This window comes from Rhodobacter capsulatus, assembly GCF_052363185.1.
GTDB lineage: Bacteria > Pseudomonadota > Alphaproteobacteria > Rhodobacterales > Rhodobacteraceae > Rhodobacter > Rhodobacter capsulatus_E.
This window is the reverse complement of record NZ_CP198955.1, coordinates 2,311,843-2,325,202: the sequence shown is the minus strand read 5'-3', so window position 1 is coordinate 2,325,202 and position 13,360 is coordinate 2,311,843. Positions and strand designations below refer to the sequence as shown.

The window sequence follows — 13,360 nt, the reverse complement described above, 5'->3', positions numbered from 1 at the left end:
GTCCGAAAACATGACCAGATGAACGCGGGTTCGCGTCTGGGTGGAACATCCTGCGCGGAACTGCCGCATCTGCGGGCAATCGGGGCGGCGTTTGCCCTAGCGCATGTCGGGAAGCTGGATTCGCGCGACCTGTTCGGCGATCGGATCGACCGAAAGCGGATGGGTTTCGCCCGAATGATCCTCGGGGTCGCCCAGCGCTTGCCAGCGCCCGGCCTTGAAGATTTCGAGCGCCGAGAATTTCGCCTTGTAGCCCATCTTGCGCGAGCCGGGCACCCAATAGCCCAGATAGACGTAAGGCAGCCCCGCGCGTTTGGCGATGGCGACATGGTCAAGGATCAGATGCGTGCCAAGGCTCAGGTCGATCTGGTCAGGGTCGTAGAAACTGTAGACCATGCTCACGCCGTCATCGAGCACATCGGTCAGACAGACCGCGGTCAGCGGGCGCGGTCCGGCATCGACCCGGCCATCGCGATATTCGATCACCCGGGTCTTGACCGGCGTCTCCTCGATCATCGCGGCGAATTCGAAAATGTCCATGTCGGCCATGCCGCCATCGGCATGCCGCGCGTCAAGGTAGCGGCGAAAGAGCGTGAACTGCTCCTCGGTCGCCCAGGGGCTGGTGGCGGTGCGCTTGAGATGGGTGTTGCGGTTGAGCACCTTGCGCTGCGTCCGGGTGGGCACGAAATCGGCGACGCGGATGCGCGCCGACAGGCAGGCCGAGCAATCGGCGCAGGAGGGGCGGTAAAGCACGTTCTGCGAGCGCCGGAAGCCCTGGCGCGAGAGCGCATTGTTCAGTTTCTCGGCGCCTTCGCCTTGCAGCGCGGTGAACAGCTTGCGCTCCGACCGCCCGTCCAGATAGGGGCAGGGCTGCGGGGCGGTCACGTAGAATTGCGGTGCAAGCGGAAGCGAATGGCGCATGAGAGACGGGGGCTGACGCGTCCAGGGGCGGCAGACGCGAGGGTGAGGCTATCAAAGCCCGGGCCGCGCGCCAAGGATTTCCTTCGAAAGCGCGGCATTGACCCCGCCCGCGGGACGCGGGCAGGGCCTTTGGGGCGCGGTGGCGGTCATTTCGCGGCGTCTTGCGGCTCCGCAGGGACCGGGGCGGCCGCGGCGGCGCGGGCGCGTTCGTCCATGTATTGGTCGAATTCGGCCTTGTCGCGGGCCTCGCGCAGGCGGATCAGGAAGGATTCGAATTCTTCCTGTTCGCGTTCAAGCCGGGCCAGCATGTCGGCGCGATAGGCGTCGAAAGCGGCATTGCCGGTCGGGCGCATGGCGTGGAAGGCATAGCCGCGGCCGAAGCGGGGCACGAAACCGGCGCGGGCGCGGCAGGTGCGGCCGCTGAAGCGGCCGGTCATCAGGATGAAGCCCAGCACCAGAAGACCGAGCGGGCCGGCGAAGATGAACGAGCCGATCATCACCACGATCCAGCTCATCGGGCCGCGCTCGTCAAGCCAGGTGAGGGTGCGGGCGATCGTGCCGGGGCGCTCGGGGGCGGGGGCGGCGGTGGTATAGGTCATGGAACCCTCCGGGGTTGGATGTGAAGTCTTTTCACATTGAGGAAGATGGGAAGCGGGGGGCGGCCTTCAAGAGGGGATGTGAAACTTATTTACATCCCTGGCCGGGAGAGATTTCGCCGCGGGCTGGGCCGCGGCGACCCGGCGGGGGGCGCTGCCCCCCGCACCCCCCGGGATATTTTCGCCAAGGTGAAAGGGTAGGGGGACTTGCCCCCCATTGACCCGGCCCCTGCGGCGGATAGTCTGGCGCCATGAGCCTTGCATCCCGCCTGACCCGCACGCCGATCCCCTTTGACCCTGCCCGTGGCGCCGATGTCGCCGCCCGCTACGGCGATTTTCCGCCCGAAATCCGGGGGCTTGTCGCGGGGACGGCGGGCTGTTCGCCCTATCTGGCCGGGCTTCTGGAGCGCGAGGCGGAGTGGCTTGGCGCTGCGCTGTCGGGCGATCTGCAGGCGGCGTTCGAGGCCGAGATCGCCCGGCTGCAGGCGGTCGAGCTTGAGGCGCTGGGGGCCGAGTTGCGCCGGGCGAAGCGGCGGGTGGCGGTGCTGACGGCGCTGGCAGATCTGGGGGGCGTCTGGCCGCTGGAACGGGTCACTTTGGCGCTGACGCAGCTTGCCGACACGGCTGTCGATCTGGCTTTGCGCCGTCTTGTCGCCGACGAGATCCGCCGGGGCAAGCTGCCGGGCAAGGGCCCGGACGACGCCGCCCGCGCGGGCGGCATGGTGGCTTTGGCGATGGGCAAAATGGGGGCGTTCGAGCTCAATTATTCCTCGGATATCGACCTGATCTGTCTTTTCGACGAGACCCAGTTCGCCCCCGATGACCGGATGGAGGCGCGGGCGGCGTTTATCCGGGTGACGCGGAAAATGTCGGCCTTGATCAATGACATCACCTCCGAGGGTTACGTCTTTCGCACAGATCTGCGGCTGCGCCCTGATGCTTCGGTCACGCCCGTCTGCATCTCGATGGGGGCGGCGGAGCTTTATTACGAGGCGGAGGGGCGGACCTGGGAGCGCGCCGCCTATATCAAGGCGCGGCCCTGTGCGGGCGACATCGCGGCGGGCGAGCGGTTTCTGAAGGCGCTGACCCCCTTTGTCTGGCGCAAGCATCTGGATTTCGCCGCGATTCAGGATGCCCATGACATGCGGCTGCGCATTCGCGCCCACAAGGGTCTGGGCGGCGCGATCGAGGTGGCCGGGCACAATCTGAAGCTGGGTCAGGGCGGCATCCGCGAGATCGAATTCTTCACCCAGACAAGGCAGCTGATCGCGGGCGGGCGTGACCCCGATCTGCGCGACCGCACCACCGTGGGGGGCTTGGCGAAACTGGCCGTCAAGGGCTGGGTGCCTGCCGATGTGGCGCGCGAACTGGCCGATCACTACCGCGAGCATCGCGAGATCGAGCACCGCATCCAGATGGTGAACGATGCGCAGACGCAGCTGATGCCGACCACGCCCGAGGGGATCGACCGGATCGCGCGGATGATGGGGGCGGGCGATACCGCGGCCTGGGCGGCGCGGCTGAAGGATCGGCTGACCCGGGTCGAGGCGCTGACGGGGGCGTTCTTTGCCCCCGGCGCGGTGGCCGAGCGCCCCGATCTTGGCCCCGAGGCCGAGGCGATCGTCGAGGCTTGGGCGCATTATCCGGCGCTGCGCTCGGACCGGGCGCAGGCGATCTTCCGGCGCATCGAACCCGAGATCCTGAAGCGGATGGACCGCGCCGCAAGCCCCGAAGAGGCGCTGCGCCAGTTTGACGGCTTCCTTGCGCGGCTGCCCGCGGGGGTGCAGCTCTTTTCACTGTTCGAGGCGAATCCCTCGCTGATTGATCTGATCGTCGATATCTGCGCCACCGCGCCCGGGCTTGCCGCGCATCTGAGCCGCAATCCCGGCGTTTTCGATGCGGTGATCGGCGGGTCGTTCTTTGCCGTCTGGCCCGGCGCCGAGGCTTTGGCCGAGAGCTTTCGCGCGACGCTGGCGGCGGTGCCGGATTACGAGAAAAAGCTGGATGCGGCGCGGCGTTGGGCCAAGGAATTCCGCTTTCGCGTCGGCGTGCATCATCTGCGCGGGCTGATCGACGCGGCCGAGGCGGCGCGGTTTTATGCCGATATCGCGGGCACGGCCGTCACCGGGCTCTGGCCCGAGGTGGTGGCGGAATTCGCGCGTCGGCATGGCCCGCCGCCCGGGCGGGGGGCGGTGGTGCTGGGGATGGGGTCGCTGGGCGCCGAGCGGCTCAATGCGGCTTCGGATCTCGATCTGATCATGATCTATGACGCGCAGGGCGTCGAGCAGTCGGAAGGGCAGAAGCCTTTGGCGACGCGGCAATATTTCGCGCGCCTGACACAGGCCTTCATCACCGCGCTGACCGCGCCGATGCCCGAGGGGCGGCTTTACGAGGTCGATATGCGGCTGCGCCCCTCGGGGCGGGGCGGGCCGGTGGCGGTCTCGCTCGAAAGTTTCCGCGACTATCAGATGAGCGAGGCCTGGACCTGGGAACATCTGGCGCTGACGCGGGCGCGGGTGCTGGCGGGGGATGCCAGCCTTGGCGCCGATGTCGAGGCGGTGCGGCTGGCGGTGCTGGCCGAAAAGGGCGGCGATCCGAAGGTGATGCCGGATCTGGCCGAGATGCGGGCGCGGATCTTTGCCGCCAAGGCCCCCGATGGCGCCTGGGAGGCGAAGATCGGCCCCGGGCGGCTGCAGGACATCGAGCTTCTGGCGCAAAGCTTCGCGCTGCGCGCGGGCGAGCCCGCCCGCAAGGTCGAGGCGCAGCTGCGCATCGGCCCGCGCCGGGGCTATGTCACCAAGGAGGCGGGCGAGACGCTGGCCTCGGCCTATCGGTTCCTGTGGCGGCTGCAGGCGGGGGGGCGGCTTCTGACCGACCGCCCGCTGGATCTGCAGGCGCTGGGCGAGGGGGGGCGGGCGTTTTTGCTGCGCGAAGCCGGGGAGGAGAACCTCGACACCCTTGCCGAACGGCTGGAGCGCACCACATCCGAGGTGGCGGCCATCGTCGAGACGGCGCTGCACTGAAAAGGAACAGGCGTGATGGATCTGAAACTGGCCGACCCCAAGGGGCTCATTCGCGAAAGCTACCGCATCGAGGGGATCGGGCTGGTTGAATGCCGCTCGATCTTTCTGGATTGGGCGCTGAGCCTGGCGCCCGGCACCGATCAGACCGGGGCGATGCGGGCGGTTTTGACACGCTATGGCGCGGATGCGGGCCATCCGATGTCGCAGGTGCTGGCCGAGGGGCTGACCCGCGCGGAAACCCCGCCCGCCCGGCGCGGCGGCCGGGCAGGTCGGATGTCGGCCTGATCAGCCGAGCGTCGCGCGCGAGAGCGCCGCGGCCTCGGTCGCCAGCGCCTCGATCGCGGCCCAGTTGCCCGCGCTCATCATGCCCTGCGGCGCCACCCAGGACCCGCCGACGCACATGACGTTCGGCAGCGTCAGGTAATCGCGGGCATTCTTCAGGCTGACCCCGCCGGTGGGGCAGAAGGACACTTTCGGCAGCGGCCCGCCCATGGCTTTCAGCGCGGCCGCGCCGCCCGAGGTCTCGGCGGGGAAGAATTTCAGCATGTCATAGCCCAGTTCCAGCGCCCGCATCACTTCCGACGCGGTGACGGCGCCGGGAAGAAGGGGCAGGCCCTCGTCCTCGCAGGCTTTGACAAGGCTTTCGGTCAGGCCCGGGGCGACGCCGAATTGCGCGCCCGCGGCCTTGGCGGCCTTCACATCGGCGGGGGTCAAAAGCGTGCCCGCACCGACGACGCCGCCTTCGACATCGACCATGGCGCGGATCGCATCGAGCGCGCAGGCGCTGCGCAGGGTCACCTCGAGCGCCTTCAGCCCGCCCGCCACCAGCGCCTTGGCCAGCGGTTGCGCATGGGCCAGGTCCTGCACCACGATCACGGGCACGATGGGGGCAAGCGCGCAGAATTCACGCGCTTTCGCGGATTGGGCGGTGGGGGTCATGAGGGGCCTCCTGAGGGGATTGAAACTGGCTAAGTGCGTATTTTTGCCAAGAAAAAGCTGCGGTCTTTTTCTTGGCCCAAATACGCCTCTGCCGTCACACTATCACGGACGCGCCGGAGGTGGCAGGGCCGGTGTTGCGGCGGAACGTCTCGAACAACTCGCGGCCGAGCCCCGTGCGATTGGCGCTCAGATCGGGGGGGACGGGGGTGCGGGTCTCGAACCCTTCGGTCAGGCAGCTGAGTGTGCCGGTGTCGGCATCGAGCCGGATCAGATCGCCGTCGATGAGTTTGGCGAGCGGTCCGCTACAGGCAGCTTCGGGGCTGACATGGATCGCGGCGGGGACCTTGCCCGATGCGCCCGACATCCGGCCATCGGTGACCAGCGCGACGCGCAAGCCGCGGTCTTGCAGCACCGAAAGCGTGGGGGTGAGCGAGTGCAGTTCCGGCATGCCGTTTGCCTGCGGTCCCTGAAAGCGCACGACGACCACGGTGTCACTGGTGAATTCGCCGCGCTTGAAGGCCTCCTTCACCGCGTCCTGGCTTTCGAAGATGCGGGCCGGGGCCTCGATCACATGGCGGTCAGGGGCGACGGCCGAGACCTTGATCACGCCGCGACCGAGGTTCCCCGCGAGCTGCTTCAGCCCGCCCGTCGCCGCGAAAGGATCGGCGGCGGGGCGCAGGATGCGGTCATTGAGGCTCTCCTCCGGCCCCTCGACCCAGGTCAGGCTGCCCTCGATCAGCTTCGGTTCCCGTGTGTAGCGCGCAAGGCCGGGTCCCGCGACGGTGTTCACATCGGCATGCAGAAGCCCCGCGCGCAGCAGGTGGCGGATCAGGAATTGCAGCCCGCCCGCGGCGTGGAAGGCGTTCACATCGGCCAGCCCGTTCGGATAGACCTTGGCCATCAGGGGCACGGTGGCGGAAATCTCGTCGAAGTCTTCCAGATCCAGCTCGATCCCGGCCGCGCGGGCCATCGCGGGCAGGTGCAGCACAAGATTGGTCGAGCCGCCCGTGGCCATCAGCCCGACCAGACCGTTGACGAAGGCGCGCTCGTCCAGAAGATGCCCGACCGGCAGCGCGTTTTCCCCCAGCGCAGTGATTGCCGCCACACGCTGCGCGCCCGCCACCGTCAGCGCATCGCGCAAGGGCGTGTGCGGGTTGACGAAGCTTGCGCCCGGCAGATGCAGGCCCATCACCTCCATCAGCATCTGATTGGTGTTCGCGGTGCCGTAAAAGGTGCAGGTGCCCGGCCCGTGATAAGAGGCCATCTCGGCCGCCATCAGTTGCTCGCGCCCCACTTCGCCCGTGGCAAACTGTTGCCGCACCTTGGCTTTTTCGTCATTCGGCAGGCCCGCCGTCATCGGCCCCGCGGGCAGGAAGATCGCGGGCAGGTGGCCGAAGGTCGCTGCCGCCATCACAAGGCCCGGCACGATCTTGTCGCAGACGCCCAGAAAGATCGCCGCGTCAAAGGTGTCATGCGAGAGCGCAACTCCGGCCGCCAGCGCGATCACCTCGCGCGAGAAAAGCGACAGCTCCATCCCCGCCCGGCCCTGCGTGACACCATCGCACATCGCAGGCACCCCGCCCGCCACCTGCGCGGTGGCGCCGATCTCGCGCAAAGCCGCCTTGATCTGCGCGGGGTAATCCGCATAGGGCGCATGGGCGGACAGCATGTCGTTATAAGCGGTGACGATGCCGATATTCGGTCCGCGTCCCTCGGAAAGCGGCGCCTTGTCCGGCCCCATCGCGGCATAGGCATGGGCCTGATTGCCGCAGGTCAGATGCGCCCGCGCCGGACCCGCGGCCGCGGCGGAGGCGATCCGCGCCAGATAGTCGCCCCGCCGCGCGGCCGAGCGGGCGCGGATGCGGTCGGTCACCCGGGCAATCGTGGCGTTCAGCGGTGCGGCAGTCTCGGTCATGGTCGGATCCAGCTTTGGCGAAGGCTCGGGATGCTTTTGATATATTTAGTTAGCGCTAACAAATCAATCCTGCTTTCCCTTTTCTGCGGAGCAGGGGGCAAGGTCCAGCCGATTTCGCGGAAAATCCGAATGGTGTGGCGCGGATGAAGCAAAACCGCGCCGATGCGGGCTTTGCGCGGCGCGAAACTCGGGATAGAGGGGGCGCACCATCCTTTAGCAGCAGGCCCGCCATGACCGAAGAAGAAGCGCCGAAGTCCCGTCCCGTCGTGCGGCTGCGCCCCAAGGCCGAGGCCCGCGCGATCCGGCACGGCTTTCCCTGGGTCTATGCCGACGAGCTGGTGACCGACCGGCGCACGCAGGGCCTCGCCCCGGGCGTGATCGCGACGCTGGAAGATGCCGAACGCCGGGTGCTGGGCACGGTCACGGTGAACCCGCGCTCGAAGATCATCGCCCGGATGCTCGATCGCGACGCCGAGGCCGTGATCGACCGCGACTGGATCGCGGCGCGCCTTTCGCGCGCTTTGGATTTGCGGTCGCGGCTGTTCGAACGGCCCTTTTACAGGCTGGTGCATGCCGAGGCCGACGGCCTGCCCGGCGTCATCATCGACCGTTTCGGCGATGTGGCGGTGGTGCAGCCGAACGCCGCCTGGGCCGAGGCGCTGATCGACGATCTTTGCGCGGCCCTTGTCGCGGTGACCGGGGTGAAGACGGTGATCAAGAACGGCTCCGGCCGCTCGCGCGGGCTTGAAGGTCTGCCTGAGGAAACCGTGGTGCTGTGCGGCGCGATCAATGGCCCGGTGCCGGTCGAAATGAACGGCGCCACCTATATGGCCGACGTGCTGGGCGGGCAGAAGACCGGGCTTTTCTTCGATCAGCGCCCGAACCACGCATTCGCCGCGCGGCTGGCGCGGGGGGCGCGGGTGCTGGACGTCTTCTCCCATGTCGGCGGTTTCGCGCTGGCCTGCCTGGCCGGTGGGGCGGAAAGCGCTTTGGCCGTCGATGCCTCGGCTGCTGCGCTGGAGCTTGCGACGCAGGGCGCCGCGGCGATGGGGCAGGGTGCGCGTTTCGCCACCCGTCAGGGCGATGCCTTCGCGACGCTGGAGGCGCTGGCGACCGAGGGGGCGCAGTTCGATCTGGTGATCTGCGATCCGCCCGCCTTCGCGCCGAACAAACAGGCGCTGGATGCCGGTCTGCGCGCCTATGAACGCATCGCGCGGCTGGCGGCGCCGCTGGCGGCGCCCGGCGGCTATATCGTGCTTTGCTCCTGCTCCCACGCCGCGGATCTGGTGGCGTTCCGCAATGCCTCGGCCCGCGGTCTGGGCCGTGGCGGACGGCGGGCGCAGCTTCTTCACACCGGCTTTGCCGGGCCCGATCACCCGATGCTGCCGCAACTGGCCGAATCGGCGTACCTGAAATCGCTGGTCTTCCGGCTGGATTGATGCGCGCCGCCCCCGGCAAGGTTTTGCTCGACGCCTGCGTGCTTTACCCGACGGTCTTGCGCGAAATCCTGACCGGCTGCGCGGCCGAGGGGCTGTATCAGCCCCTCTGGTCTGACCGCATCATGGAGGAATGGGCCCGGGCGGCGGCGCGGCTCTCGGCGGGCGACGAGGCCTATGCGCGGGGCGAGATTGCGACCCTCAAGGCCCGCTTTCCAAGGGCCAGCGTTGCCCCCCGCCCGGGGCTCGAATCGCGGCTGCATCTGCCCGATGAAAACGACATCCATGTGCTTGCCGCCGCCATATCTGGCGGGGCCGAGGCGATCGTGACGCAAAACCGGGCCGATTTTCCCCGCGGTGTGCTGGCCGCCGAGGGGCTCAAGCGTCTTGATGCCGATGGCTTCCTGTGGGCGCTGGCCGCCGATCACCCCGCCCAGGTCGCGGCCGTGGTCGTGCGTGTCCGCGCCAAGGCCGAGGCTTTGTCCGCTCAGCCCTGGCCCACCCGGGCGCTGTTGAAAAAGGCCAAACTCTTTCGCCTGGCCCGTGCGCTCGAAACCGCCTGAACGCGTCCCCTTCTTGCCAAACCGCTTTGAGATCGCCCGACACCGGGCTAGACTTGCGCCATGCGCCAAGGTAGAAATGGCCCGTGTTACCGCTAACATGTGCAACGCAGGATGGCGCCATCGCAGAAAGGGGCCAGTCATGCCAAGAATCGGAGCCAGCCCCATGGTGTCGCGCGTCATTCCGGTGGACCTTTTCGACCTCGTGGTCTTCGGCGCCACGGGCGATCTTGCGCAGCGCAAGATCCTGCCCGGGCTTTACCGCCGCTTTCATGCCGGCCAGATGCCCGAGGGCGCGCGGATCATCGGCGCCGCCCGTTCCGACATGGACGCGGAAGGCTTCCGGGTGCAGGTGACGAAGGCGATCGCCGATTTCGTCGATCCGGCGAAACATGATGACGAGACGATCGCCGCCTTTCTGCAAAGCCTTGACTATGTCTCGGTCGATGCGACGGGCGAGGGCGGCTGGGAGGCGCTGAAGGAAAAGGTCGATCCCGCCCGGATCAATGCGTTCTATTTCTCGGTGGCGCCGATGCTGTTTGGCCCGCTGGCCGACCGGCTCAAGGCGCATGGCATCGCCGGGGATCAATCGCGAATCGTCGTCGAAAAGCCCTTCGGCCGCGATCTGGCCTCGGCCCGGGCCTTGAACGCCACCTTGGCCGCGCATTTCGAGGAAAGCCAGATCTACCGGATCGACCATTATCTGGGCAAGGAGACGGTGCAGAACCTGATGGCGGTGCGCTTCGCCAATATCCTGTTCGAGCCCCTTTGGAACGCGCAATACATCGACCATGTGCAGATCACCGTGGCCGAAACCGTGGGGGTCGGCGGGCGCGGCAGCTATTACGACAAGTCGGGTGCGATGCGGGACATGGTGCAAAACCACCTGATGCAGCTGTTGTGCCTGATCGCGATGGAGCCGCCCTATCACTTCGACCCCGATGCGGTGCGCGACGAAAAGGTGAAGGTTATCCGTGCCTTGCAGCCCGTTCCTGCGGCCGACATCGTGCGCGGGCAATATCTGGGCGTGAAGGCCGGGGCGGGGCGGGCCGAGCAGCCGGGCTATCTGGCCGACAGCGAAAACCCCGACAGCCGGACCGAAAGCTATATCGCGCTGAAGGTGCAGGTGGCGAACTGGCGCTGGCAGGGCACGCCCTTTTATCTGCGCACCGGCAAGCGGCTGCGCGGCCGGGCCAGCGAAATCGCCATCACCTTCAAGGCGCCGCCGCATTCGATCTTCGACCAAGAGGAAGCCAGCTGGCGCGAAAACGTGCTTGTCATCCGGCTGCAACCGGATGAGGGCATGAATCTGAAAGTGATGATCAAGGAACCGGGTCCGGGGGGGATGCGTCTGGTGCAGGTGCCGCTTGACATGTCTTTTGCCGAGGCTTTGGGCGAGGATGGCGCCGACATTCCCGACGCTTATGAACGGCTGATCATGGATGTGATCCGCGGCAACCAGACGCTCTTCATGCGCGGCGACGAGGTCGAGGCCGCCTGGGCCTGGACCGATCCGATCATCGCGGGCTGGGAAGCCCGGGGCGACCGGCCGCGGCCCTATGACGCCGGGTCTTCGGGCCCGGAAGATGCGCTGATGCTGATGCACCGCGACGGCCGTCGCTGGCGGGAGATCCGCGAATGACCCTGATCGAATATCCCGACCGGGAATTGATGATGCTGGCCTTGGCCGACAAGATCGCCAGCCAGCTGCGCCGCGCTTTGGAGGTCGAGGAGCGGGTGACGCTTTGCGTGCCCGGCGGCACGACGCCCGGTCCGGTCTTCGATATCCTTTCGGGCCTCGATCTCGACTGGGCGCGGGTCTGGGTGCTGCTGAACGACGAACGCTGGGTGGATGAGACCAGCCCGCGCTCGAACACCGCGCTGCTGCGTGCCCGGCTGCTGCGGGGCGCGGCGGCTTTGGCGCATCTGGTGCCGCTTTACGCCCCCGCCGAGACGCCGGAAGAACGGCTGGACGACCTTTCCCGGGGCGTCCGCTCCGCGCTGCCGCTGACGGTGTTGCTTCTGGGCATGGGGGCGGACATGCACACGGCCTCTCTCTTCCCCGGCGCTGACCGTCTGGCCGAGGCGCTGGCCCCCGATGCCCCCCCGGTGATGGCGCTGCGCGCCGATGCTGCGGGCGAGCCGCGGATCACGCTGACCGCGCCCGTCCTGCGCGCGGCCATGCATTGCCATCTTCTGATCACCGGTGCAGAAAAGCGCGCAGCACTCGAGCGTGCCGCGAGCCTTCCCGAAACCGAGGCCCCGGTGCGCATCGTCCTTTCCAACGCCACCATCCATTGGGCCCCCTGATGAACCGTTTCGATGACCTTCTTGCCCATGCCGCGACCGTCAAGGACCGGCATATCCTCGATCTTTTCGCCGCCGATCCAGAGCGCGCCGCCCATTTCAGTGCCGAATTCGGGTCCTGGTTCTTCGATTTCTCGAAAACCAACATCGACGCCGCGGGGCTGAAGCTGCTCGTCGATCTGGCGGAAAAGACCGGCGTTGCCGCGCGGCGTGACGCGATGTTCGCGGGCGAGAAGATCAACGAGACCGAGGGCCGCGCGGTGCTGCACGCCGCCTGGCGCAACATCTACGACCCCTATTGCGTCGATGGCGAGGACGTGATGCCCGCGCTGCGCGACACCATCGGCCGGATGCAGGATTTCGCCGACGCCGTGCGGGAAGGCCGCTTCACCGGGCAGGGCGGGCGCATCACCGATGTGGTCAATATCGGCATCGGCGGGTCTGACCTTGGACCGGTGATGGCCTCGATTGCCTGTTCGTCCTTCGCCGACGGGCCGCGGCTGCATTTCATCTCGAACGTCGATGGCGCCCATGCGCATGACGTTCTGTCGGGGCTCGATCCCGAAACGACGCTGGTGATCGTGGCGTCCAAGACCTTCACCACGATCGAGACGATGACCAATGCCGAAACCGCCCGCGCCTGGATGGCGGCGAAGGTCGCGGACCCGGCGGCGCAATTCGCCGCGATCTCGACCGCGACCGACAAGACGGCCGCTTTCGGCATCCCGGCCGAGCGCGTCTTCGGCTTTGAGGATTGGGTCGGCGGGCGCTATTCGGTCTGGTCGCCGATTGGGCTGAGCCTGATGATCGGCATCGGCCCCGGTTATTTCGCGGAATTCCACGCCGGGGCCGCCGCGATGGACCGCCATTTCCGGCAGGCGCCGCTGGCCGAAAACCTGCCTGTGCTCTTGGCGCTGGTCGGGATCTGGCACAATCAGGTGCTCGGCCATGCCACCCGCGCCGTGCTGCCCTATGAACAGCGCCTTGCGCGGCTGCCCGCCTATCTGCAGCAGCTGGAGATGGAGAGCAACGGCAAGCGCGTTTCGATGGACGGCGCCGATCTGCCCTATCACTCGGGCCCGGTGGTCTGGGGCGAGCCCGGCACGAACGGCCAGCACGCGTTTTACCAGCTGATCCACCAGGGCACCCGGGTCGTGCCCTGCGAATTCCTCCTCGCCGCGCGGGGGCGCGAGCCCTATCTGGAACACCAGCACCTGCTTCTGGTGGCGAATTGCCTTGCGCAATCCGAGGCGCTTTTGCGCGGGCGGTCTTTGGAAGAAGCCACCGCGATCATGGCGAAAAAGGGTCTGACCGGCGCGGAACTGGACCGACAAGCCCGCCACCGCGTCTTCCCGGGCAACCGCCCTTCGACGACGCTGCTGATCGAGATCCTGACCCCCTTCACGCTGGGCGGCATCGTCGCGCTTTACGAACATCGGGTGTTTGTCGAGGGCGTGATCCTTGGCATCAACAGCTTCGACCAATGGGGGGTCGAACTCGGAAAGGAACTTGCGCTGGCTCTGGCCCCGGTGCTGGAGGGCACATCCGAGGGCGCGGGCAAGGACGGCTCGACCCTCGGGCTGGCAGCGCGCATCCGCGCGGCGCGCGCCTGAACAAAGGCGGGGGGGCGCTGCCCCCCGGTCCGCAAGCGGACTCCCCCCGGGAT

At 67.5% G+C, this 13,360-nt stretch carries 11 protein-coding genes; 7 read left to right on the top strand and 4 right to left on the bottom strand.

Translation table 11 applies throughout. The features are described 5' to 3' along the window. Window positions 1-96 precede the first annotated feature (96 nt). Window positions 97-918, bottom strand: a complete 822-nt coding sequence (locus ACTTAG_RS11385; protein WP_444462438.1) for an arginyltransferase — start codon at window positions 916-918, stop codon at window positions 97-99. A gap of 146 nt (window positions 919-1,064) precedes the next feature. Continuing rightward, window positions 1,065-1,517, bottom strand: a complete 453-nt coding sequence (locus tag ACTTAG_RS11380) for a DUF2852 domain-containing protein (RefSeq protein ID WP_444462437.1) — start codon at window positions 1,515-1,517, stop codon at window positions 1,065-1,067. A gap of 248 nt (window positions 1,518-1,765) precedes the next feature. On the opposite strand from ACTTAG_RS11380, the gene ACTTAG_RS11375 reads away from it, so the two are divergent. Both ACTTAG_RS11375 and ACTTAG_RS11370 read left to right on the top strand, forming a co-directional pair. Beyond that, window positions 1,766-4,537 (top strand): glutamine-synthetase adenylyltransferase, encoded by a 2,772-nt coding sequence (locus ACTTAG_RS11375; RefSeq protein WP_444462436.1) that lies wholly within the window; start codon window positions 1,766-1,768, stop codon window positions 4,535-4,537. A 15-nt stretch (window positions 4,538-4,552) separates the two neighbouring features. Next, window positions 4,553-4,822, top strand: coding sequence for a hypothetical protein (locus ACTTAG_RS11370; RefSeq protein WP_444462435.1), 270 nt, complete (start codon window positions 4,553-4,555; stop codon window positions 4,820-4,822). Here the strand turns inward: ACTTAG_RS11370 and eda are convergent, their stop codons facing one another. Continuing rightward, the gene (gene eda / locus ACTTAG_RS11365) at window positions 4,823-5,476 is read right to left on the bottom strand and encodes a bifunctional 4-hydroxy-2-oxoglutarate aldolase/2-dehydro-3-deoxy-phosphogluconate aldolase (protein ID WP_444462434.1); all 654 of its coding nucleotides are present in this window, start codon (window positions 5,474-5,476) and stop codon (window positions 4,823-4,825) included. Window positions 5,477-5,570: 94 nt separating this feature from the next. After that, a complete protein-coding gene (edd, locus tag ACTTAG_RS11360; protein ID WP_444462433.1) occupies window positions 5,571-7,391 on the bottom strand; it encodes a phosphogluconate dehydratase in 1,821 nt (606 codons plus the stop codon). A gap of 230 nt (window positions 7,392-7,621) precedes the next feature. Between edd and ACTTAG_RS11355 the strand changes: the two genes are divergently transcribed. The 5 genes from ACTTAG_RS11355 to pgi all read left to right on the top strand — a co-directional run bounded on the left by ACTTAG_RS11355 (window position 7,622) and on the right by pgi (window position 13,307). Next, window positions 7,622-8,830, top strand: coding sequence for an RSP_2647 family RNA methyltransferase (locus ACTTAG_RS11355; protein ID WP_444462432.1), 1,209 nt, complete (start codon window positions 7,622-7,624; stop codon window positions 8,828-8,830). Further along, window positions 8,830-9,390 (top strand): RSP_2648 family PIN domain-containing protein, encoded by a 561-nt coding sequence (locus ACTTAG_RS11350; RefSeq protein ID WP_444462431.1) that lies wholly within the window; start codon window positions 8,830-8,832, stop codon window positions 9,388-9,390. The genes ACTTAG_RS11355 and ACTTAG_RS11350 overlap by 1 nt, the downstream gene beginning before the upstream one ends. Window positions 9,391-9,553: 163 nt before the next feature. Beyond that, window positions 9,554-11,029 (top strand): glucose-6-phosphate dehydrogenase, encoded by a 1,476-nt coding sequence (gene zwf, locus ACTTAG_RS11345; protein ID WP_444465240.1) that lies wholly within the window; start codon window positions 9,554-9,556, stop codon window positions 11,027-11,029. Then, window positions 11,026-11,697 (top strand): 6-phosphogluconolactonase, encoded by a 672-nt coding sequence (gene pgl / locus ACTTAG_RS11340; protein ID WP_444462430.1) that lies wholly within the window; start codon window positions 11,026-11,028, stop codon window positions 11,695-11,697. The genes zwf and pgl overlap by 4 nt, the downstream gene beginning before the upstream one ends. Beyond that, window positions 11,694-13,307, top strand: a complete 1,614-nt coding sequence (gene pgi, locus ACTTAG_RS11335) for a glucose-6-phosphate isomerase (protein WP_444465239.1) — start codon at window positions 11,694-11,696, stop codon at window positions 13,305-13,307. The genes pgl and pgi overlap by 4 nt, the downstream gene beginning before the upstream one ends. Window positions 13,308-13,360 lie beyond the last annotated feature (53 nt).